This window comes from Caballeronia sp. LZ029, from assembly GCF_031451275.1.
Lineage (GTDB): Bacteria > Pseudomonadota > Gammaproteobacteria > Burkholderiales > Burkholderiaceae > Caballeronia > Caballeronia jiangsuensis.
Window position 1 is genome coordinate 444,571 of record NZ_JARUXO010000002.1, and the last position, 21,731, is coordinate 466,301.

At 62.8% G+C, this 21,731-nt stretch carries 18 protein-coding genes; 10 read left to right on the plus strand and 8 right to left on the minus strand.

From position 1 onward, the window contains the following. Positions 1-20: 20 nt before the first annotated feature. The 3 genes from QCE73_RS17025 to QCE73_RS17035 are packed head-to-tail and all read right to left on the minus strand — an operon-like array spanning position 21 to position 3,275. Positions 21-1,658, minus strand: a complete 1,638-nt coding sequence (locus QCE73_RS17025) for a fatty acid--CoA ligase (RefSeq protein ID WP_309883139.1) — start codon at positions 1,656-1,658, stop codon at positions 21-23. A gap of 49 nt (positions 1,659-1,707) precedes the next feature. After that, the gene (locus QCE73_RS17030) at positions 1,708-2,079 is read right to left on the minus strand and encodes a BON domain-containing protein (protein ID WP_035499169.1); all 372 of its coding nucleotides are present in this window, start codon (positions 2,077-2,079) and stop codon (positions 1,708-1,710) included. A 50-nt stretch (positions 2,080-2,129) separates the two neighbouring features. Beyond that, on the minus strand, positions 2,130-3,275 hold the full coding sequence (locus tag QCE73_RS17035) for a porin (protein WP_035499031.1): 1,146 nt from the start codon (positions 3,273-3,275) through the stop codon (positions 2,130-2,132). A 510-nt stretch (positions 3,276-3,785) separates the two neighbouring features. Here QCE73_RS17035 and QCE73_RS17040 point away from each other — a divergent pair. The 6 genes from QCE73_RS17040 to QCE73_RS17065 all read left to right on the plus strand — a co-directional run bounded on the left by QCE73_RS17040 (position 3,786) and on the right by QCE73_RS17065 (position 8,865). After that, entirely contained in the window at positions 3,786-4,766 is a 981-nt protein-coding gene (locus QCE73_RS17040) for a quinone oxidoreductase (protein ID WP_238289409.1), read from the plus strand. A gap of 11 nt (positions 4,767-4,777) precedes the next feature. Then, positions 4,778-5,626, plus strand: a complete 849-nt coding sequence (locus QCE73_RS17045) for a TauD/TfdA family dioxygenase (protein ID WP_035499033.1) — start codon at positions 4,778-4,780, stop codon at positions 5,624-5,626. A 60-nt stretch (positions 5,627-5,686) separates the two neighbouring features. After that, positions 5,687-6,742: a 3-keto-5-aminohexanoate cleavage protein gene (locus QCE73_RS17050; RefSeq protein ID WP_035499034.1), complete on the plus strand. Its 1,056-nt coding sequence runs from the start codon at positions 5,687-5,689 to the stop codon at positions 6,740-6,742. 162 nt (positions 6,743-6,904) lie between these two features. Beyond that, entirely contained in the window at positions 6,905-8,254 is a 1,350-nt protein-coding gene (locus QCE73_RS17055) for an MFS transporter (RefSeq protein WP_035499035.1), read from the plus strand. Between the two features lie 89 nt (positions 8,255-8,343). Continuing rightward, entirely contained in the window at positions 8,344-8,532 is a 189-nt protein-coding gene (locus QCE73_RS17060; protein WP_035499036.1) for a hypothetical protein, read from the plus strand. A 21-nt stretch (positions 8,533-8,553) separates the two neighbouring features. Continuing rightward, positions 8,554-8,865, plus strand: coding sequence for a Rieske 2Fe-2S domain-containing protein (locus tag QCE73_RS17065; RefSeq protein WP_309882508.1), 312 nt, complete (start codon positions 8,554-8,556; stop codon positions 8,863-8,865). A 10-nt stretch (positions 8,866-8,875) separates the two neighbouring features. Here QCE73_RS17065 and QCE73_RS17070 read toward each other — a convergent pair whose 3' ends face one another. Beyond that, positions 8,876-9,736 (minus strand): methyltransferase, encoded by an 861-nt coding sequence (locus tag QCE73_RS17070; RefSeq protein ID WP_309882509.1) that lies wholly within the window; start codon positions 9,734-9,736, stop codon positions 8,876-8,878. 175 nt (positions 9,737-9,911) lie between these two features. On the opposite strand from QCE73_RS17070, the gene QCE73_RS17075 reads away from it, so the two are divergent. Further along, on the plus strand, positions 9,912-10,565 hold the full coding sequence (locus QCE73_RS17075; RefSeq protein WP_309882510.1) for an isochorismatase family protein: 654 nt from the start codon (positions 9,912-9,914) through the stop codon (positions 10,563-10,565). Between the two features lie 27 nt (positions 10,566-10,592). Here the strand turns inward: QCE73_RS17075 and QCE73_RS17080 are convergent, their stop codons facing one another. Beyond that, positions 10,593-11,501 carry a LysR family transcriptional regulator gene (locus QCE73_RS17080; RefSeq protein WP_309883142.1) on the minus strand — a complete coding sequence of 303 codons (909 nt, stop codon included), beginning with the start codon at positions 11,499-11,501 and terminating at the stop codon, positions 10,593-10,595. Between the two features lie 111 nt (positions 11,502-11,612). On the opposite strand from QCE73_RS17080, the gene metE reads away from it, so the two are divergent. Beyond that, positions 11,613-13,907 carry a 5-methyltetrahydropteroyltriglutamate--homocysteine S-methyltransferase gene (gene metE, locus QCE73_RS17085; RefSeq protein ID WP_309882512.1) on the plus strand — a complete coding sequence of 765 codons (2,295 nt, stop codon included), beginning with the start codon at positions 11,613-11,615 and terminating at the stop codon, positions 13,905-13,907. 53 nt (positions 13,908-13,960) lie between these two features. On the opposite strand, the gene cobF is transcribed toward metE, so the two are convergent. Beyond that, positions 13,961-14,731, minus strand: a complete 771-nt coding sequence (cobF, locus tag QCE73_RS17090; RefSeq protein ID WP_309882513.1) for a precorrin-6A synthase (deacetylating) — start codon at positions 14,729-14,731, stop codon at positions 13,961-13,963. Between the two features lie 116 nt (positions 14,732-14,847). Then, the gene (locus QCE73_RS17095) at positions 14,848-17,022 is read right to left on the minus strand and encodes a TonB-dependent receptor (RefSeq protein WP_309882514.1); all 2,175 of its coding nucleotides are present in this window, start codon (positions 17,020-17,022) and stop codon (positions 14,848-14,850) included. Between the two features lie 88 nt (positions 17,023-17,110). On the opposite strand from QCE73_RS17095, the gene QCE73_RS17100 reads away from it, so the two are divergent. Further along, entirely contained in the window at positions 17,111-17,275 is a 165-nt protein-coding gene (locus QCE73_RS17100; RefSeq protein WP_309882515.1) for a hypothetical protein, read from the plus strand. Between the two features lie 64 nt (positions 17,276-17,339). On the opposite strand, the gene acnB is transcribed toward QCE73_RS17100, so the two are convergent. Further along, complete coding sequence (gene acnB / locus QCE73_RS17105) at positions 17,340-19,925, minus strand: bifunctional aconitate hydratase 2/2-methylisocitrate dehydratase (RefSeq protein WP_309882516.1); 2,586 nt, start codon at positions 19,923-19,925, stop codon at positions 17,340-17,342. Positions 19,926-20,286: 361 nt separating this feature from the next. Here acnB and QCE73_RS17110 point away from each other — a divergent pair, with 361 nt between their 5' ends. Further along, positions 20,287-21,696, plus strand: a complete 1,410-nt coding sequence (locus QCE73_RS17110; RefSeq protein WP_309882517.1) for an MmgE/PrpD family protein — start codon at positions 20,287-20,289, stop codon at positions 21,694-21,696. Positions 21,697-21,731 lie beyond the last annotated feature (35 nt).

Genomic DNA, 21,731 nt, shown 5'->3' on the forward strand with positions numbered 1-21,731 from the left:
TTTAACTTTCCTTCGAGCGATCACGCGAACTGTTCGCGCAGCCGCTTCTTGTTCAATTTGCCGACGCTCGTCTTTTCGAGCTGATCGACGATCCTCACGACCTGCGGCACGGCGTACTTCGAAATCCGTCCGGATTCGCTGAACCCGAGCACGTGATTCCGGATGTCCTCTTCCGACACGGGCGGCGTGAACTGCGGCTTGCGCACGATCAGCGCCACGGGCCGTTCGCCCCACTTCTCGTCCTTCACGCCGATCACGGCCACTTCGGAGACGCCCGGATGCAGCGAGATCAGGTTCTCGATCTCCAGCGACGAAACCCACTCGCCGCCGGACTTGATCACGTCCTTGATGCGGTCGGTGATCTGGAGATACCCGTTCGTATCGATGTTCGCGATGTCCTGCGTATGCAGATAGCCGCCTTCCCAGAGCTTTTCCGACGCGTCGGCATCCTTCAGATAGCCTTGCGTGAGCCACGGCGCGCGCACGACGACCTCGCCGCTCGCACGGCCGTCGTGTGCGACGTCGCCGCCTTCCTCGTTCACGATGCGCAGATCGACGAGCGGCAGCGGCAGACCCGTCTTGCAGCGCAAGGGCACCTGCTCGTCGAGGCCGAGCGTCTCGCTGCCGGGCTTTAGCTGCGCGAGACTCATCAGGGGACAGCTCTCGGACATGCCATAGCCCGCGAAGATATCGATGCCGCGATCGAGCGCCGCGCGCGCGAGGCCCTGAGGCAGCGCGCCCCCGCCGATGACCACTTTCCAGCCGCTGAGATCGACGCTCTTTGCTTCGCCGCAATTGAGCAGCATGTGCATGATGGTGCCGACGCAATGCGAGAACGTGACGCCTTCATCGCGCACGAGAGCGACGAGCCGCTCGGGCACGTAGCGGCCGGGATAGACCTGCTTCACGCCCAGCACGGTGGCGATGTACGGCATGCCCCACGCGTGGACGTGGAACATCGGCGTGATCGGCATGTACACGTCGCCGCGATGAAAGCGCTGTCCCGAAACCGGGCTCGCGAGCGCGGCCATCCCCGTGATGGTGTGCAGCACGAGCTGGCGATGCGAGAAGTAGACGCCTTTGGGCAAACCGGTCGTGCCCGTCGTATAGAACGTGGTGGCGCGCGTGTTCTCGTCGAAGTCCGGGAAGTCGTAGGCGGCCTCGCTCGCGGCGAGCATGCTTTCGTATTCGTCCGCGAACGGGATTGCGTGCGCGGCGGCGGCGCTGCCTTCGTCTTCGATCAGGATGAAGGTGCGCACCGATTCGAGCTGATCCCGGATCGATTCGATGACCGGCAGGAAGTCCGTGTGGACGAGCAGGATCTGCGCGCCCGCGTGGTTGATCGTGTAGGCGATCTCCGCCGGCGAGAGCCGCACGTTGACCGTTTGCAGTACGGCGCCCATCATCGGAATGGCGAAATAGCATTCGAGATAGCGATGGCTATCCCAGTCCATCACCGCGACGGTGCTGCCCATGATCGCGCCGTGCCGCTCGAGACCGTTGGCGAGACGCCCGATGCGCTCCCGCATCGCGCGGTAGGTGAGGCGCGTTTCGCCGCGATACACGATCTCCTGATCGGGCGCGTGCGCGAGCGGTGTGTGCAAAAGTTGCTTGATGAGCAGCGGGTACGCATACGCCGACTGGGTGGGTTCGAACATGTCGTGATTCACTTGAGTTTCCTTGATGCAGGGCCGCGCGCCGCGTGGACTACTGCGCGAAATTGCGCCTGATAGCCAGTTTGTTCGTCACCGACACGACGCCGGGAACGCCTTTCGCCAGCGCGCCGACCTTCTCGATCTGCGCGGCGTCGCTCACCGTGCCGGTCAGCGTCACCGCGCCGCTCTTCACGCCGACGCCGATATCGCCGGCGTCGATGCTCTTGTCTTTCGCGAATTCGGCGTAGACGAGCTTGCGCAGCGCGCGATTTTCCTTGCGCGTGGCGACAGGCGCGCTCGCGCTCGACGCAACCGAAGGCGCGCTCGCGGCCGCGATGGTGTCGCCGGCATAAGAAGCGGCTCCGATCGACGCCAGGACGATCAACGCCGCAAAACCTGATCCGAATGGCTTGATGCTCTTCATGGACTGTTCCATTTATTGTTCACGGGATTTTCGTGTCGCGCGGCCGCGCGTCAGAAGTTGTGGCGGACGCCGACCATCGCAGCCGTCGTCGACGTTCCGGGCGCGACAGGCTGCCCGTACACGATCGTCTGGTTCATCGTTCCGTGGTTATCGACATAGCCGACCTGCGCATAGGCGAGCGTGCGCTTGGATAGGCTGTATTCCGCGCCCACCGCGAACTCGCTCGAATGATTCGTCGAGTTGTTGTTGTCCTTCAGGTAATAGAAACCGGACGTCACCTTCAGAGCGGGGGTGAATCGATAGCCGAGACCAGCTGAATACATATCGATATCGGCACGATTGCTGTTTGCCGGGTTCTTGCCATGGCCGTATGAACCGGACACCGAGAAACCGTAAAACGTGTACTGGGCGCCAGCGTAGAAAAATCGGTTGTTGGCTTGCCCTGTCGCCGGAATCGCCGGGGTGGCGGGATAGGTCGCGGGAAACGGATTGGCGTCATGTCCGTTGTAGTACGCCGCGGCGAGGTTCAGGCCGTAGTTCGAATACTTGAGCACGGCCGACTCGCGCGTGCCGCCCTGAAAATGTCCGGGGACGCCGCCGGGCGCGTACTCCAGCGCGAACGACGCGCCGTAGAACTTCGGCGACTCGTACACGAGCGCGTTGCTGTCGTACAGCGCGCCGATCGCGCCGTTCGTGTTCGTGCCCGGCCAGCCCGCGGCCTGATTCATGCCGAGCCACGCGGTCAGGATGCTGCCGAAGTACTGCGCGCCGCGCACGTCGGTGTCGTACATCGCCCAGATCATCGGGACGATCTGGCGGCCCGCGTCCAACTTGCCGAACGGCCCCGAAACGCCGACCGTCGCATACTGGTTGAACTGGGCGGTGACGCCCGGCGTGTCGCTCAGGCCGGCTCTGCCCGTGCCGCTGTCGAACGAGCTCTGCAGCTTGAAGTTGATGTGATAGCCGCCACCGATGTCCTCCGTGCCCTTGAGACCCCAGCCGCTCGAATAGATGCCGCCGTCCTTGAAGCGATAGACCTTGCCGAGATTGGGCGCGTTCGGAGCGAACGACGCCGCCGCGGTGCTCTGATAGAACAGCCCGGAATCGACTACGCCGTACAGCGTTATCGAGCTTTGCGCGTGTGCGGCTCCGGAAAAGGCCAGCAGTACCGCCGCGCTGGTTAGGCTTCGCTTCATAAGGTCTCCGTATCTTGTTGGTTTGCACGCATCCCGATGCACAAGTATGTGGTCGGGGCCGGGCAATCGGTGGGTGGGCGCTTCACAGGCCCGTCGGTCGAATGGCCGCCGAGGCGGCGAACCGGGCACAACCCGGCGGCATCGCGACAGCGTGTGAAGGCTTGTAGCAAGAATACGAAAGGAACGGGATTCCAGCCCCTCTCCCGGTGGGAGGGGCGAAGGGATGAAACCGGGCGCGCGTGAAAACCGCTTGTAAAAGTCCCCGCACCGCGCCGGGAGGGGGCGACGGGCGTGAGGCGGACCCCTCCCTACGCGAGAGGGTCGCGCAAGCCCATCCGGGACTACGATGCGTATGAGTTCACACACCAGCCGATCCGGCGTAAAAGCGCCAGGAAACAGCATCTGCCGGCCCGCATCGAAGCGGCCGGCGCTGCGACCGGGTTCCCGGCTGCGAAAAACCACTGTACACGCTGCGAGCCTGACCGCTCGGGCGCATGAATGGAGAAACTAATGGCACATGCGATTCGCTTTCACGAGACGGGCGGCCCCGAAGTCCTGCGCTGGGAAGAGGTTCCGGTCGGCATGCCCGGCCCCGGGCAGGTCAGGCTGCGTCACGAGGCCGTCGGCCTGAATTTCGCCGATACCTACTTCCGCAGCGGCCTGTATCCGGTTCCCCTGCCTGCCGGCATGGGCGTGGAAGCGGCGGGCGTGGTGGAAGCCGTCGGAGCGGGCGTCGATCAGGTGCGCGAGGGCGACCGGGTGACCTACACCGGATTCATCAACACGCTCGGCGCATACAGCACCGAGCGCCTCGCGCCTGCGGCAGCGCTCATCCGCCTGCCGGAGGGCATCGAATGCGCGACCGCCGCCGCGATGACCATGCGCGGCCTGACCGCCTCGTATCTGATGCGCCGCATCCATGCGTTCAAGCCGGGCGATTCGATCCTGCTGCACGCCGCGGCGGGCGGTGTCGGGCTGATCGTGTCGCAGTGGGCGCGCCTTTTGGGCGTGACGGTCATCGGCACGGTGTCGAGCGACGAAAAGGCGGAAATCGCCCGTGCGCACGGCTGCACGCACGTCATCAACTACAGCCACGAGGATGTCGCGAAGCGCGTGCGGGAACTGACGGACGGCGTGGGCGTGAATGTCGTGTTCGATAGCGTCGGAAAAGACACGTTCGAATCGTCGCTCGACTCGCTGCGCCGCCGTGGCCTGATGGTCTGCGTCGGCACCGCATCCGGTCCGATTCCGCCGTTCAATCCGCAGTTGCTCGCGATGAAAGGCTCGCTCTACCTGACGCGCCCCGCGCTCGCCGACTACATCGCCGATCCGGCCGAAAAGAGCGAGCTCGCAAGCGAACTCTTCGGGCACGTCGCGAGCGGGCGCATTCGCATCGAGATCAACCAGCGCTATGCGTTGCAGGATGCGGCACAGGCGCATCGCGATCTCGAATCGCGCAAGACCACCGGTTCATCCATTTTCGTCGTGTGAGGAGACACATAATGCGCGTCGAACAAATTACCTGCGCGATCGGAGCGGAACTGACCGGCGTCAGCATCGCCGATGCGGTGCACGATGACGGCCTGTTCGCGGAAATCCGCGCAACGCTGCTCAAGCATCGCGTGGTGTTCCTGCGCGATCAGGACATCACCCGCGCCGAGCACGTCGCGTTCGCCCGCCGTTTCGGCGAGCTGGAAGATCATCCGGTCGCCGGCAGCGATCCGGAGCATCCGGGTCTGGTGCGAATCTACAAGAATCCCGACCAGCCCAACGATCGCTACGAGAACGCCTGGCACACGGACGCCACCTGGCGCGCCGCGCCGCCGTTCGGCTGCGTGCTGCGCTGCGTCGAAACGCCGCCCGTCGGCGGCGACACGATCTGGGCCAATATGGTCCTCGCCTACGAGAACCTGCCCGAGCACGTCAAGGCGCAAATCGCCGACCTGCGGGCCCGCCACAGCATCGAAGCCAGCTTCGGGGCCGCGATGCCGATCGAAAAGCGGCTCGCGCTGAAAGCCCAGTTTCCGGACGCGGAACACCCCGTCGTGCGCACGCATCCGGAGACGAAGGAAGCGACCCTCTTCGTCAACGCCTTCACTACGCACTTCACGAACTATCACACGCCCGCGCGCGTGCGCTTCGGCCAGGACGCCAATCCGGGCGCGGGTCAGTTGCTGAGCTATCTGATCAGCCAGGCGTATATCCCCGAATACCAGGTCCGCTGGCGCTGGAAAAAGAACAGCATCGCGATCTGGGACAACCGCAGCACGCAGCACTACGCGGTCATGGACTATCCGCCTTGCCATCGAAAGATGGAGCGTGCCGGAATCATCGGCGACGTGCCTTATTGATATTCGCGCGGCGCAGCGCAGTACATCTCACATCGAATTCATTTTCAGCAGGAGCCAGACATGCAATTCCTCGACGATTCGCTTCACCCCGAAAACCAGGACAAGGTTGTCATCACGGTCGCGCCGTACGGTCCGGAATGGGCCCCGGCCGACTTCCCGGAAGATATTCCGGTGACGATGGACGAACAGGTCCAGAAGGCGGTCGACTGCTATAACGCCGGCGCCACCGTTCTGCATCTGCACGTGCGCGAGCTGGACGGCAAGGGCTCCAAGCGCCTGTCGAAGTTCAACGAGCTGATCGCGGGCGTGCGCGCCGCCGTTCCCGACATGATCATCCAGGTCGGCGGCTCGATCTCGTTCGCGCCGGAAGACGACGGTCAGGCAGCCAAGTGGCTCTCCGACGACACGCGCCACATGCTCGCCGAACTCGATCCGAAGCCCGATCAGGTGACCGTCGCGATCAACACGACGCAGATGAACATCATGGAGCTGCTGTATCCGGAGTATCTGGAAGGCACGTCGCTGTCGAATCCCGCGTTCATGGCCGCCTACAGCGAAATGACCGTGCCCGCAGGCCCCGCATGGGTCGAGGAGCATCTGCGCCGTCTGCAGGCTTCGGGCATCCAGCCGCACTTCCAGCTCACCGGCATCCATGCGCTCGAAACGCTCGAACGCCTCGTGCGCAAGGGCGTCTACAAGGGTCCGCTGAATCTGACGTGGATCGGTATCGGCGGTGGCTTTGACGGCCCGAACCCGTTCAACTTCTTCAACTTCGTCCATCGCGCGCCGGACGGCTGCACGCTCACGGCCGAGTCGTTGCTGAAGAACGTCCTGCCGTTCAACATGATGGCGATGTCGATGGGTCTGCATCCGCGCTGCGGCATCGAAGATACGATCATCGATCAGCACGGCAACCGTTTCACGTCGGTGCAGCAGATCGAGCAGTGCGTGCGCGTGGCCCGCGAACTGGGACGCGAGATCGCGAGCGGCAAGGAAGCGCGCGAGATCTACCGTATCGGCGTGCAGTACGAGACCGCGGACGAGACGCTTGCGGCGAACGGCATGGCGCCGAACCGCAAGCCGGGCCAGGTCAACGTTCCACTGCGCGCAGCCTGAAGCACGGCATGAAGGCGCGGCGATGGTCGCCGCGCCCATACTTCTAACCTGAAACTCCACGGCGCAGACCGGGAAGCCCGACTTCCCGGTCAGAAAAATCGACGGCACGCTGCGCGAACACGCGCACGACGAGGCCCACGCCGTACATCGGAGGAGACAATCTTGGACATCGACTGCATCGAGCCGGCCGCGCGCGACATCAACGCCGGCAAGGCCGTATCGCGCAAATACGCGTGGATCGTATTCGCGCTCACATTCGGACTACTGTTGTCGGACTACATGTCCCGACAGGTCCTCAACGCGGTTTTCCCTCTGCTGAAGCAGACCTGGGGCCTCTCCGACACGCAACTGGGCTCGCTCAGCGGCGTCGTCGCGCTGATGGTGGGTCTTCTGACCTTCCCTCTTTCCGTTCTCGCGGACCGCTGGGGCCGCGTGCGCAGCCTCGTGCTGATGGCAGCACTCTGGAGCGTCGCGACGCTCGGCTGCGCCGTCGCCACGAACTACGGCGAAATGCTGATCGCCCGGGCCTTCGTCGGTCTCGGCGAAGCGGCGTATGGCAGCGTGGGAATTGCGCTCATCCTCAGCATTTTCCCGTCGCACCTGCGCTCCACGCTCACCGGCGCCTTCATGGCCGGCGGCGCGTTCGGCTCGGTGCTCGGCATGGCGCTGGGCGGATTCGTCGCCGTGCACTTCGGCTGGCGGGCGTCTTTCGGCGCGATGGCCGGCTTCGGCCTGCTGCTCGTGATCGCCTACCGGCTGGTCGTGTCGGACAAGCGCATCGCCGCGCGTTATCCCGATGTCCCGGCTGCGAAACGGCAGAAAGACGGCGTGCGCACGAGCCTGCGCACCCTTCTGGCGGGCCTTTTCTCGACGGTTTCGGTGGTCTGCGCGTATATCGGCAGCGGCTTGCAGCTCTTCATCATGGGCGCCGTGATCGCGTGGATGCCCAGCTTCCTGAATCGCTACTATGCGCTGCCCGCCGACAAGGCAGCAGCAGGCGCAGCGGTATTCGTGCTGCTGGGCGGCGTCGGCATGGTCACGTGCGGCGTCGTCACGGACCGTATCTGCAGGAATGCGCCCTCGCGCAAGTGGATCACCGCGGTCGTCTATTGCCTGCTCTCGCTCGTGTGCCTGTCCATCGGCTTCAGGCTCGATGCCGGCCCGCTGCAACTCGTCCTGCTCGGCGTGGGGATTCTCGTCGTGGCGGGCACGTCCGGCCCGGCGGGCGCGATGGTGGCGAACCTGACTCCGGCGTCGATCCATGCTTCGGCATTCGCGACGCTGACGCTCGCGAACAATCTCATCGGTCTCGCGCCGGGTCCGCTCGTCACGGGTGCGATCGCCGACCGTATCGGTCTTCTGGGCGCGCTGCAGGTGATTCCGCTCGTGAGCGTCGCGGCGATGATCGCGTTCGCCATCGGCCGGTCGCGATATGCGCGTGACCTGAGCCGCATCGATGCTCTGCGTGAACAGGCGTCGCCCAACGAACCTGCGCAGAAGCCGCTTGCATAGCCTCTGCTCACTGCCGCGGTCTTGATCGTTCAAGACCGCGCGATCGATCCTTGTCCGCATTCGGGCATTACTTTGAAGGAGACTCAAGCATGTCCGTCGATGTACAAAACGCTTCGCCGATGAATGGCCCCGCTTCCGTCGAATCGAAATCGGATCTGGACGCAAAGCCCGCGCGACGCCAGGCTTGCGCGCACAACTGGTCGTGGGGACGACAGCACGAACCCTACGACTGGATGGATGCGCACACGCCCTGCGACGATCTGAGTGCGTGGCGTTGAGCACGACTGAGCACGACACCCATGACGCACAACATATCGATTGCCGGCGGCGCTGACCTCGCGCCCGGCTCGCGCATGCTCGCATTCGTCGAAGGGCGTAGCGTCGTGCTCTTCAACGTCGAAGGCGTCGTTCACGCCATCGACAATTCATGTCCGCACAGCGGCGCTTCGCTCGCGAACGGCCGTCTCGATGGTCACGTCCTGCAATGCCCCGCGCACGGCCTGCGCTTCGATATCAGGTCGGGCTGCATGGTCGGCGCGAAGGGCTTGTGTCTGACGAAGCTCCCCGTCGAAACGATCGACGGAGAACTGATGATGCGAACCGGCGATTGATCGCCGTTCGCTACGGCTTGACGAATTTGAGCGTCATGCGATCCGACTCGCCGATCGCGGCATAGCGCGAACGGTCGACGTCGCCGCCCCTGTATGTGGGCGGCAGCGACCACACGCCGTGCGGATAGTCCTTCGTATCCTTCGCGTTCGCATTGACCTCGCTGCGCGCGACCAGCACGAAACCGGCCGCCTGTGCGTGTTCTATGACGAACGCTTCGGTCACGTAGCCGGAATCGATCATTTGCTGCACGGTCGTGCCGGGTTGCGCGCGATGCTCTTCGACACCGAGCACACCGCCCTGCTTCAGCGCGTCGTGGAACGCGCGCAGGTTGGCATCGATTTGTCCGTCCTTGATCCAGTTATGGATGTTGCGAAACGTGAGCACGCGGTCGAATCGCTCATGCGCGTCGAAGCCGATGAACCGGCCCGCGTGCAAGGTGCCGACGACGACGTTGCCATACACCGCCGGAGCGGCCGCGAGCTTGCGTCGATAGGCGGCATCGGTATCGCTGTCCTCGGCGGCGAGATCGGCGGACGTGCTGAGATACTGCGCCTCATAAAGCTGGCCTGCGTCGTGCAGATAGGGCGCGAGAATGTCGGTATACCATCCGCCGCCGGGAGCGATCTCCAGCACCGCCTGGTTCGGACCGAGGTCGAAGAACTGCAACGTTTCTTTCGGGTGACGATAGATGTCGCGCGCACGGGCCTTGTCGGTGCGTTGCGATCCAGCTATGGCGGCGTCAAGCGATCCGGAACTCGCTGCCTGCGATTGCGAGTTCAGCGACGAGGACGCGCACCCGGTCAGCGTGAGCGCGAAAGCGGTGGCGGCGATGATGATCGCGCGCAACGGGTCGAGGCGGATAGTGTTCATGGAACGGATGAGGTCGTGGATACGCGACACGATACGCGTTTCTTCCATTCTCTGCGGCCAGAGTGAGCCGAGGCCAGCGCGCTGAATTCCTGTTGAATGATTCGGCATGTTGCCTACACTGTGTTGAATTCGCCGGGGCGATATCGCGCGAACTACACCGTCTGGAGCTCGAACCATGAAATACGATCCGGCCGACACGGCCGTAGTGTTCATCGATCCGCAAGTCGACGTGCTCAGCCCGCTCGGGAAAAACTGGGGCGCAGTGGGAGCCAGCGTGACGGAGAACCGAACCGTCGAGAACATGCTGCAGATCTTCAAGGCCGCGAAAGCGGCGAAGTTCGCCGTTTTCATTTCGCCGCATTATTTTTATCCGACCGATCGTGCATGGAAGTTCAATGGCCCGCTCGAAGCGGACGAGTTCGCAAGCGGCACGTTCGCGCGCGCGGGAGCGCTGAATCTGAGCGGCTTCGAGAAATCCGGCGCTGACTGGCTCGACGAATTCAAGCCGTATATCGAGGACGGCGATACCGTCGTCGTAAGTCCGCACAAGGTATTCGGTCCTCAGACGAATGACCTAACGCTGCAACTGCGAAAGCGAAATGTGCGCAAGGTCGTGCTGGGCGGAATGCTCGCCAACATGTGTGTCGAGTCGCACTTGCGCGACCTGATCGAGCAGGGCTTCGAAGTGTATGTCGTCGCCGATGCCACGGCGGGGCCGCGTCATCCGACCTGGGGCGACGGCTACAAGGCCGCGATGGTCAACTACGCGTTTCTCGCGCATGCCGTCGTCAAGACGCAGGACGTAGTCGGGGCGATGACGCAGCGATAGCCGCGACATCGGAGGCCTTCTTCGCCGTCACGCCTGGATGCGTGCCTGCGCCCAGTCCGCCTCGCGCGCCAGCGCGATGAACGCCGCGAGGTAATCGATCGACCGATCGGCCTCGCGCACGCCGAGGTAAATCTTCTTCGCGATGCCCTTCTTGCCGAGCTTGACCGGCGTGATGGGCATGCGGTCCGCGTATTCTTCCGCGAGCCAGCGCGGCAACGCCGCCACGCCGCGCCCGCTCGCGACCATCTGCATCATGATGTCCGTGGTTTCGATCACCTTGTGACGTCTCGGCACCACGTTGGCCGGCGTCAGAAACCGCGTGTAGATGTCCAGCCTGTCCGTCTCGACCGGATAGGTGATGAGCACTTCGGATGCAAGCTGCTCGGGCGTGACATAAGCCGCGGAAGCCAGCGCATGGTTTTCGGCGACGACCAGCACCTGCTCGTAATCGAACACGGGTTCGAATCGCAGTCCGTCCTTCCTGAGCGGATCGGGCGTGACGAGCACGTCGATGTCGAAGCCGAAAAGCGCGCCGATGCCGCCGAACTGGAACCGCTGCTTCACGTCCACATCGACGTCCGGCCAGCGTGCGAGATAGGGCGACACGACCTTGAGCAGCCACTGGTAACACGGATGGCACTCCATACCGATGCGCAAGGTGCCGCGCTCGCCCTGCGCATACTGCTTCATGCGCACTTCCGCCTGCTCGAACTGCGGCAGCATGCGGTTCGCCAGGCCCAGCAGATAATGCCCGGCCTGCGTGAGCCGCATGCTGCGTCCCTCGCGCGTCCATACCGGCGTCCCCAGTTGCTGCTCCAGCTTCCTGACCGTATGACTCAGGGCGGACTGCGTGAGATTCAGCACGTCGGCGGCGGCGGTCAGCGAGCCCTGCTTTTCGACTTCCCGCACGACCATCAGATGACTGCGTTCCAGCATCGCCCGCTCCATGAAAAAAGTTAATCGATGCATGAAAATAATCCATTTTTATTCATGCATCAAAAATTCTATCATCGTCCACGACCTATTCTCTACGGACGACATCGCACGATGGCTACGGCACACAACCTCGGATTCCCGCGCATCGGCGCGAAGCGTGAACTGAAATTCGCGCTCGAAAAATACTGGAAAGGCGAATCGTCGCGTGACGCGCTCAAAGCGACCGGCGCCGAACTTCGATCGCGCCACTGGAAAGAGCAGGCGCATCTGGACTATGTGCCCGTCGGCGATTTCGCGTTTTATGACCAGGTGCTCGACATGAGCTTCACGCTCGGCAACCCGCCCGAGCGCGTGCGCGGCTTTCACGGCGATGCGCTGGACAACTATTTCCGCGTCGCGCGTGGCCGTTCGGCGCAGGGCGCGGACGATCACGCCGCGTGCTGCTGCGGCGGCGTCGCGGCCGGCGAAATGACGAAGTGGTTCGACACGAACTACCACTACATCGTGCCGGAGTTCGAAGCGGACACGCAGTTCAGGCTCGATGCTTCGCGTCTCATCGAACAACTCGGCGAAGCGCGCGCGCAGGGCGTGAACGCGAAGCCCGTCATCATCGGCCCGGTGACGTATCTGTGGCTCGGCAAGGCGAAGGACGACTCCGAGAGGCTCGCCCTGCTGCCGCGCCTTCTGCCGGTGTACGCGGCGCTTCTGGACCATTTCGCGGCGCTGGGCGTGGACTGGGTGCAGATCGACGAACCGGCGCTCGTGACCGAGCTCGATCCGGCATGGCGCGATGCATTCGTCACCGCCTACGATGCACTGTCGGCGCGCCGCGTGCGACTGCTGCTCGCAACCTACTTCGGGCCGTTGCAGGACAACCTCGCGCTCGCGTGCAAGTTGCCGGTCGACGGCCTGCATATCGATGCGATCAACGCGCGTGACGAAATCGAGGATGCCGTGGCGCACTTGCCCGAGACCGCGGTCGTGTCCGTGGGCGCGATCAACGGGCGCAACATCTGGAAAAGCGATCTCGAAGCGACGCTCGCATGGCTGGAGCCGCTGCATCGGCGACTCGGAGATCGTCTCTGGATCGCGCCGTCCTGCTCCCTGCTGCATGTTCCCGTCGATCTGAACAGCGAAACCGAGCTCGATGCCGAAATCAAATCGTGGCTCGCGTTCGCGCTGCAAAAGCTCGACGAACTTAACGTGCTGGCGGGCGCGTTGAACCAAGGTCGCGCCTTCGTCGCCGATGCGCTCGCCGCGAACGCGGCCGCGATCGAAAGCCGCCGCCGGTCGCCGCGCGTGAACAATCCCACGGTCAAGGTCGCCATCGCGAAGATCGACGCGGCGCTCGGCCAGCGTCAGAGCGCCTACGAGCACCGCGCGAAGAAGCAGGCCGCGATTCTCGGTCTGCCGGCATTCCCGACGACGACCATCGGTTCGTTCCCGCAGACGGGCGAGATCCGTCACGCACGCAGCCAGTTCAAGGCCGGCGCGCTCGATCACGCAGGCTACAAGGCCGCGATGGAGCGTGAGATCACACGCGCCGTGAAGGAGCAGGAAGCGCTCGGTCTCGACGTGCTCGTGCATGGCGAAGCCGAACGCAACGACATGGTCGAATATTTCGGCGAACAGCTCGATGGTTATGCGTTCAGCCGGTTCGGCTGGGTGCAGTCGTACGGTTCGCGCTGCGTGAAGCCGCCGATTCTTTTCGGCGACATCAGCCGTCCCGAGGCGATGACGGTCGAGTGGACCAGGTACGCCGCATCGCAAACGGACAAGCCCATGAAGGGCATGCTCACGGGTCCGGTGACGATCCTGAACTGGTCGTTCGTGCGCGACGATCAACCGCGTTCGGTGTCGTGCCATCAGCTCGCGCTCGCGATCCGCGAGGAAGTGCTCGATCTGGAAAAAGCCGGCGTGCGCGTGATCCAGATCGACGAAGCGGCGCTGCGCGAAGGCCTGCCGCTGCGCCGCTCGCAGTGGAAGGCCTATCTGCGCTGGGCGGTCGAATCGTTCCGCATCACGGCCAACGGCGTGCGTGACGAGACGCAGATCCACACGCACATGTGCTATTCGGAGTTCAACGACATCATCGCGTCGATCGCGGATATGGATGCCGATGTCATCACCATCGAAACGTCGCGCTCCGACATGGAACTGCTCGACGCGTTCGATGACTTCGACTATCCGAACCAGATCGGGCCGGGCGTGTACGACATTCACTCGCCGAACATCCCGAGCCAGGAGCACATCGTCAATCTGATGAGGAAAGCGGCGGAGCGCATTCCCGCCGAGCGGCTTTGGGTGAACCCGGATTGCGGCCTGAAGACGCGTCAATGGGATGAGGTCATCCCGGCGCTGAAGAACATGGTCGCGGCGGCACGGACGCTCCGGCAACTGGCCTGATCGCCGGACGCGGATCGCACTTCACTGCCATCTTCGGATGGCAGTTTTGCTTCTCAGGCTTTCGGCTGCGTGCGGCGCTTGAGGAGATACGTGTCCATGATCCAGCCGTTGCGCTCGCGTGCTTCGGCGCGTACCCGCTCGATATCGTCCATCACTTCACGCAGCTTGCCGGCCATGAGGATTTCGTCGTCGGTGCCCACATAGGCGCCCCAGAATATATCGACATCCTCATCCGCGACCTGCCGGAACGCGTTCTGTGCGTCGAGCATCACGACAACGCTGTCCACGTTCTTCGGAAAGCCTTCCGCGATGCCTCTGCCGTTCGTGATCTCGACCGCGCGACCGATCGTGTTGAGCGCGACCCGATGCTTCGCCGCGAGCGCCTGAACGCTGCTGATGCCCGGAATCACTTCATACTCGAACTCGTGCCGTCCGCTCCGGTCGATGGCTTCGATGATGCGCATCGTGCTGTCGTAGAGCGACGGATCGCCCCACACGAGAAATGCGCCGCATTCGCCATCATGCAGTTCTTCCGCGATCAGACGCTCGAACACGGCCTGCTTCTCGTGATTCAGCGTTTCGACTGCATCGAGATAGCTCGCGACGTCTCGCCGACGCTCCGGGCTCGTCGCCTCGACGATCCGATAGTCGCGGTCCTTCACGTATCGCTCGACGATCTCCTTGCGCAACTCGACGAGCTTAACTTTCGATGCGCCCTTGTCCATCACGAAGAAAACGTCGACCTGGTTCATCGCGTTGATCGCCTGAACGGTGACGTATTCCGGATTGCCCGCGCCGATCCCGATGATGAGGATTTTCTTCACTGATTGCTCCAGATTGCCGTGTATCCGCAAGATACTATCCTCGCGTCATCGTGAGATGAAAAAAACAGGGGAGCCGTTCGGAACGGCTCCCCTGCTGCGTCATCTCATGAACGCGCTCAGAACTGCAACGTCGCGCTCGCCACCGCGGTCCGTGTCGCCGACGGGCTCACGTAGTAGCCCCACGCCGTCGTCCAGTAGCGGCGATTGAACAGGTTGTTCACGCCGGCGCGGAACGTCACCTCCTTACCGGCGATACGCGTCTCATACTTTCCGCTCAAATCGTAGATGGCATATGCCGGAACGAATTGCGTGTTGGCGGCGTTCACGGCCATGTCGCTGACATAGCGGCCGCCGAACGCGAGCGTGAGCCGGCGCATGAACGACGGGTTGTATTCGACGCGCCCCGTCACCGTCCATCGCGGCGCACCGTAGATGCGCTTGCCATCGATGGCGGGATCGTCGATATCGACAGCCTTCGTGTCGAGCCACATCACGCCGCCCATCACGCGCCAGTCCTGAGCGAGCTGGAGCCAGCCGCTCGCATCGACGCCCGTATAGCGCTTGGTGCCATCCTGCACGAAGACGTTTGCCGTGTTCGTGTAGAAATAGCCCTGATCGACGCGGAACAACGCGAGATTGGCGCCCCACTTCGAGTGGTCCGTCTTGAAGCCGACTTCATACTGCTTGCTGCGCAGCGGACCGAACGTCGCCGGGAAATTGACATTGGTATTCGCCGCCGAGCCGCCCTGCTCCAGTGACTGGACATAGCTTGCATAGAGCGTCGAATACGGGTCGGTCTTGTACATCAACGCCACGGTCGGCGTGACCGGCGATGCGCTGTAGTTCGCGGTCGTCAGGCCGGTCGGATCGTAGGTGAACTGGTGAAACTGCGTATAGCGCACGCCGAGCAGCGCGGAGATGCGCGACGTGAACTGCACCGTGTCGCTCGCGTAGATGGCCGCCTGCGTGGTCCGCGATTGCTGATACAGATTCTCGCCGATGTGTACATCGGCGTTCGTCAGCAACGTGCTGCTATAGATGTTGCCGGTACCGAGCGGATAGCCCACGTTCCAGCCTTCGCTGTTGTCGTACTCGGTGGTCTGCGACTGGAATCCCGCGCCGATCACGACATCGTGCTTCACGCTGCCCGTATTGAACTTGCCCTCCACCATCGCATCGACGTTCTGATAGAAGTAGCGCGTCATCGCGGCGTACAGCGTGTTCGAATAATCGCCGGCGTCATTGAAGACGTAGATGAGGCTATCGGAGTTCGTGCGGTTTTCCTTCGCGAATCGATACTTGAAGCTCGCGTGCCAGTTCTCGGACAGCCGATAATCGAGACCCGTGCCGAACGACGCCATCTCGACCTGATAGTAGTTCTGCGGTTGCGACAGATCACGCGTGACGGTGCTCGCGTCCGGAATGCCGTCCGTGCCGAACATCAGGCCGAAGATCGTGCCTTCCTGTTTGCGCTTCTGGTAGAACGCGTCGAGTGACCAGGTCAGATCGGGCGTGATACGGAAATCGAGCGCCGCCGACGCCACCTGGCGACGAATATGGCCATTCGCCTCGGCTGTATTGCCGTCTTCGTTGACGAGATTGAAGCGATAGCCGAAGCGATCGTCCTTGCCGAAGCGGCCGCCGACATCGAGCTTTTCGCTGAACACGCCCGCCGACTGATAGCCGATGGAGACACTACGGTAAGGCGTGTCGGTCGGACGTTTGAGCACGTAGTTGACGATGCCGCCCGGCGCGCCGAAGCCATACATGAAGCCGGAAAGGCCCTTCAGCAGTTCGACCTGCTCGAACGGTTCGAGCGAGAGATCGGTGTCCCAGGACGGAAAGCTTTGACCATCGACCTTGATGCTGTTCAGTGTGTCGATCGGCATGCCGCGCACGTTGAACATCGAGTTCTCGGACACCGCGTTCGAACTCGTGATCGATACGGCCGGGTCATACTGAAAAAGATCGTTGGCGGTGTTCGCAAACAGGTCCTGACCTTCCTCGTTCGTCACGACGTGAGTCGAAAAAGGTGTGTCGACTTGCTTGTGCGTGCCGAGTGCGCCGGCGTTGATCTTGTCGGCTTGTGCCGTTGCGCTGTCGGCCGATGCCTTGACAGTGATAGCCGGCAATGAGGTGACGTCCGGGTTCGCGTCCTGCGCCCACGCATGCGACGGCATGGTCGATAGCGCAAGGCCGGCGCTTGCAAGAAGCGCGGCGCCGAGGATGGAGGTGTGACGACGGGAACGATAAGCAAACGATGCACTACTGATGGTCTTGGAAATCTTCATTCGTTGTTATTGAAAAGGCTCAGGCGCGTGCTTCTGCGACAAACGCTTTGCGTGGCAGGTGTGGAAATCGCCCCGCATCGTATTGCAAATGATTCGCAATTACAAGGGTGATGGCGCGGTTCGTCGCTGGCGCGCGACACTTGCCGGCGCGGTCGTTCGCCGCAAGCGCGACGACTTCGGGCGAACTGTTTCCAAGCGATGTAACCGCGCGCCCGATGTCGTCGCCAAGACAAAAAAAGGCGCCGCAGGCTGAATTGCCTGCGGCGCCCTTGCCCTTCACTACGACGATAACAACACGTCGTAGCTCAATAGCACACTTACATCTTCACTGTGTCGGCCACTTCCCTGAAGTCTTCGATCTGATCGAAGTTCATGTACTTGTAGATCTTGTCGCCGTCAGCTTCCAGCACGCCCATGTCGGCCATGTACTCCGCTTTGCTCGGAATCTTGCCCAGACGCGAGCAGATCGCGGCCAGTTCCGCCGAGCCGAGGTACACGTTCGTATTCTTGCCCAGACGATTCGGGAAGTTGCGAGTCGAGGTCGACATGACTGTCGCGCCTTCGCGGACCTGTGCCTGATTGCCCATGCACAGCGAGCAGCCCGGCATTTCGGTACGGGCGCCGGCTGTACCGAACACGCCGTAGTGGCCTTCCTCGGTCAGTTGCTTCTGGTCCATCTTGGTCGGCGGGGCCACCCACAGCTTCACCGGGATGTCGCGCTTGCCTTCCAGCAGCTTCGACGCGGCACGGAAGTGGCCGATGTTCGTCATGCACGAGCCGATGAACACTTCGTCGATCTTGGCGCCGGCCACGTCGGACAGCGTCTTCACGTCGTCCGGATCGTTCGGGCACGCCACGATCGGCTCGTGGATGTCGGCGAGATCGATCTCGATGACAGCCGCGTACTCGGCGTCCGCATCCGGCGACAGCAATTGCGGGTCTGCGAGCCACTGCTCCATGCCCGTGATACGGCGCTGGAGGCTGCGCGGGTCCTGATAGCCCTGGGCGATCATCCACTTCAGCAGCGTGATGTTGCTGTTGAGGTATTCGATGATCGGTTCCTTGTTCAGGTGCACCGTGCAACCGGCGGCCGAGCGCTCGGCGGAAGCATCGGACAACTCGAACGCCTGCTCGACCTTCAACTCGGGCAGACCTTCGATTTCAAGGATGCGGCCCGAGAAAATGTTCTTCTTGCCTTGCTTCGCGACCGTCAGCATGCCTTGCTTGATGGCATAGAGCGGGATCGCGTTGACCAGATCGCGCAGGGTCACGCCCGGCTGCATCTTGCCCTTGAAGCGGACCAGCACCGATTCCGGCATGTCGAGCGGCATCGTGCCGGTAGCGGCGGCAAAAGCGACGAGGCCCGAGCCGGCCGGGAAGCTGATGCCGATCGGAAAGCGCGTATGCGAGTCGCCGCCGGTGCCGACGGTGTCGGGCAGCAGCATGCGGTTCAGCCACGAGTGGATCACGCCGTCGCCGGGGCGCAGCGCGATGCCGCCACGGGTGCTGATGAAGTTCGGCAGGGTCTGGTGCGTCTTGACGTCCACCGGCTTCGGATAGGCCGCCGTGTGGCAGAACGACTGCATGACGAGATCGGCCGAGAAGCCGAGGCACGCCAGATCCTTCAGTTCGTCACGGGTCATGGGGCCCGTGGTGTCCTGCGAGCCGACCGAAGTCATCTTCGGTTCGCAGTAGGTGCCCGGGCGCACGCCCTGGCCTTCCGGCAAACCGCAGGCGCGGCCGACCATCTTCTGGGCCAGCGAGAAGCCCTTGCCGCTGTCGACCGGCTGCTGCGGCAGGCGGAACAGCGTCGATGCGGGCAGACCCAGCGCTTCGCGTGCCTTGGCGGTCAGTCCGCGACCGATGATCAGCGGAATGCGGCCGCCGGCGCGCACTTCATCGAACAGGACGTCGGACTTGACCTGGAACTCGGCGATCACTTCGCCATTCTTCAGCGCACGGCCTTCGTAAGGGCGCAGTTCGACCACGTCGCCCATTTCCATCTTCGACACGTCGAGTTCGATCGGCAGGGCGCCGGCGTCTTCCATCGTGTTGTAGAAGATCGGCGCGATCTTGCCGCCCAGGCACACGCCGCCGAAGCGCTTGTTGGGAACGAAGGGGATGTCCTCACCCGTGAACCACAGCACCGAATTGGTGGCCGACTTGCGCGAGGAACCGGTGCCGACCACGTCGCCCACATACGCGACCAGATGACCCTTTTCCTTCAGCGACTCGATGAATTTGACCGGGCCGCGCTTGCCGTCTTCTTCCGGCGTGATGCCGGGACGCGCGTTCTTCAGCATCGCGAGCGCGTGCATGGGAATGTCCGGGCGGGTGGTCGCGTCCGGAGCAGGCGAGAGGTCGTCGGTATTGGTTTCGCCCGTCACCTTGAACACGGTGATGGTCAGGCTTTGCGGCACTTCCGGGCGGCTCGTGAACCACTCGGCGTCGGCCCAGCTTTGAATCACGGCGCGGGCGTTCGCGTTGCCCTTGTCGGCCAGTTCCTTGACGTCGTGGAACTGATCGAACATCAGGAGGGTTTTCTTCAGCGCATCGGCGGCGACGGTGCCGACTTCGGCGTCCGACAGCAGTTCGATCAGCGGCTCGATGTTGTAGCCGCCCAGCATCGTGCCGAGCAGTTCGGTGGCGCGGGCGCGCGAAATCAGCGCACAGGCGGTCTGGCCTTTCGCGACGGCGGCCAGGAAGCCCGCCTTCACACGGGCGGCTTCGTCCACGCCGGCAGGCACGCGATGGGTGATGAGGTCGAGCAGGATCTGCTCTTCGCCGGCGGGCGGATTCGTCAGCAATTCGACCAGTTCGGCGGTCTGCTGAGCCGTCAGCGGCAGGGGAGGAATGCCGAGCGCGGCGCGTGCGGCTACGTGAGCACGAAAATTTTCAAGCATGGGGGACCGTTGGTATTGCGTTTCAGGGAAAGGCTTTTCAGCCACACCGAGGCTGTTCCGGGCGCTGCTTTTATCGCCATTGTAATCGAGATGGTTTACCTCGTCAAATGTCTTATGTCTTATGTCTTATACAAGACCTAGGTCGCTCAGGTCTGCGCTGAGTCGGTAGACGCCTTGTCAGAGTACGGAACGTCCGCGCCCGGCGCATTGCCGCATCCCGCAGCGGCGCGTTATACATCGTGACAAATCGAATCCGGAAACACGCCGCGACAATTCACGCGCGTTCACCTAACTAATCGTAGTTAATAGAGGTGGCGCCGAAGCCGCAAATCATGCAAGGCAAAAGAATGGAGACTTCGATATGACCAGATTCACGCCGCAGGGAGTCGAGGACCCGATGGCGACGCTGTGCCGGATGGCGCTGGAGACGCAGTACGCCGACCTGCCGGCCGACGTGATCCGTCACGTCAAACACACCCTGCTCGATGCGATGGGCGTGACCATCGGTGGATCCGCGATGGAGGGCATTCCCGCTGTCGTGTCGCTCGTGAAAGAGCGCGGCGGCAATCCGCAAACGCCGCTGCCCTTCTACGGCGGCCGCGTGCCGGCCAGCGAAGCCGCACTGGCGATGGGCCCGATGCCGCGCGCGATGGACTGCGGCGATCTGCACGAAGAGGCCGGCCACATCACCGAATACGTGGTGCCGACGCTGCTCGCCGCGACCGGTCTTTGCGGCCCGGTGTCGGGCAAGGCGTTTTTGGCGGCGATGGCCGTCGGTCAGGAAACGCTCGTGCGGCTTGGCACGGCCTACAAGGTCATCAATCGCGCGATCAAGCATCATGAATGCGGCGGCCATTACATCTTCGGCGCCGTGGCCGCGGTCGGCAAACTCATAGGGCTGACGCAGGAAGAACTGGAAAACGCGCAGGGCATCGCACGCACCATGACGCAACCCAACACGATGGGCATCTACTCGCCCGCCACGCTGATGGTGCGCATACATCACGGGCTGGTGAGCCAGGCGGCGATTAACTGTTGTCAGTTGGCTCAACGCGGCATCACCGGGCCGCGTGCCGAGGTGCTTCTCGGTCCCAAGGGCTATTTCTCCACGGCGCGCTGGGAGACCGATCCCGACTTCATCCTCAAGGATCTGGGCGAACATTGGGAGATGGAAAACATCATCACCAAGGGCTATAGCGCGTGCTATTTCTCGCATTCGTCCATCGACGCCATCCGCGGGTTGATGAAGGAAGGTAAGTTAGGCGCGCGCGATATCGCGAGCATTCACATCGAGATTTCCACGCCGTGCTGGCGCGCCGTGTGCGAGCCGCAGGAGAAGAAATGGAATCCGGTCACGGTGCCCGAGTGCCAGTTCAGCCTGCCCTATGTCGCCGCCATTGCCGCATTCGACGACAAGGTGTTCCTCGAGTCGTACAGCGACGAGGCACGTTCCCGTCCCGAAGTGCGCGAGCTGATGACGCGCATCACCGCCGAAGAGAACCCCGACGTATCCGACTGGGGCGCACGTCTGACCATCAGGCTGCGCGACGGGCGCGAGCTGATGAAAGAATGCATCTACGTGAAGGGACATCCCAGGAATCCGTTCACTACAGAAGATTTCATCGCCAAGTTCAGGCTATGCGTGCCTTATTCGGCGATACCGCTTGCCCGGCAAACCGTGGACAACATGATCCGCGACATTCTTCAATTCGACGAAGTGGACGACGTGGTCAAAGTTCTTCTCGACCCGCTGACACCGAACCCGACCTGACTTCGACCGGCGCCTGCACGGCCAACTCGAACCTG

Excerpts from the sequence above, each read along its gene's own strand:
- QCE73_RS17025 (WP_309883139.1), bottom strand. The coding sequence starts at position 1,658 with ATGTTCGAACCCACCCAGTCGGCGTATGCGTACCCGCTGCTCATCAAG.
- QCE73_RS17030 (WP_035499169.1), bottom strand. The coding sequence starts at position 2,079 with ATGAAGAGCATCAAGCCATTCGGATCAGGTTTTGCGGCGTTGATCGTC.
- QCE73_RS17035 (WP_035499031.1), bottom strand. The coding sequence starts at position 3,275 with ATGAAGCGAAGCCTAACCAGCGCGGCGGTACTGCTGGCCTTTTCCGGA.
- QCE73_RS17040 (WP_238289409.1), top strand. The coding sequence starts at position 3,786 with ATGGCACATGCGATTCGCTTTCACGAGACGGGCGGCCCCGAAGTCCTG.
- QCE73_RS17045 (WP_035499033.1), top strand. The coding sequence starts at position 4,778 with ATGCGCGTCGAACAAATTACCTGCGCGATCGGAGCGGAACTGACCGGC.
- QCE73_RS17050 (WP_035499034.1), top strand. The coding sequence starts at position 5,687 with ATGCAATTCCTCGACGATTCGCTTCACCCCGAAAACCAGGACAAGGTT.
- QCE73_RS17060 (WP_035499036.1), top strand. The coding sequence starts at position 8,344 with ATGTCCGTCGATGTACAAAACGCTTCGCCGATGAATGGCCCCGCTTCC.
- QCE73_RS17065 (WP_309882508.1), top strand. The coding sequence starts at position 8,554 with ATGACGCACAACATATCGATTGCCGGCGGCGCTGACCTCGCGCCCGGC.
- QCE73_RS17070 (WP_309882509.1), bottom strand. The coding sequence starts at position 9,736 with ATGAACACTATCCGCCTCGACCCGTTGCGCGCGATCATCATCGCCGCC.
- QCE73_RS17075 (WP_309882510.1), top strand. The coding sequence starts at position 9,912 with ATGAAATACGATCCGGCCGACACGGCCGTAGTGTTCATCGATCCGCAA.
- QCE73_RS17080 (WP_309883142.1), bottom strand. The coding sequence starts at position 11,501 with ATGCTGGAACGCAGTCATCTGATGGTCGTGCGGGAAGTCGAAAAGCAG.
- metE (WP_309882512.1), top strand. The coding sequence starts at position 11,613 with ATGGCTACGGCACACAACCTCGGATTCCCGCGCATCGGCGCGAAGCGT.
- QCE73_RS17095 (WP_309882514.1), bottom strand. The coding sequence starts at position 17,022 with ATGAAGATTTCCAAGACCATCAGTAGTGCATCGTTTGCTTATCGTTCC.
- QCE73_RS17100 (WP_309882515.1), top strand. The coding sequence starts at position 17,111 with ATGATTCGCAATTACAAGGGTGATGGCGCGGTTCGTCGCTGGCGCGCG.
- acnB (WP_309882516.1), bottom strand. The coding sequence starts at position 19,925 with ATGCTTGAAAATTTTCGTGCTCACGTAGCCGCACGCGCCGCGCTCGGC.
- QCE73_RS17110 (WP_309882517.1), top strand. The coding sequence starts at position 20,287 with ATGACCAGATTCACGCCGCAGGGAGTCGAGGACCCGATGGCGACGCTG.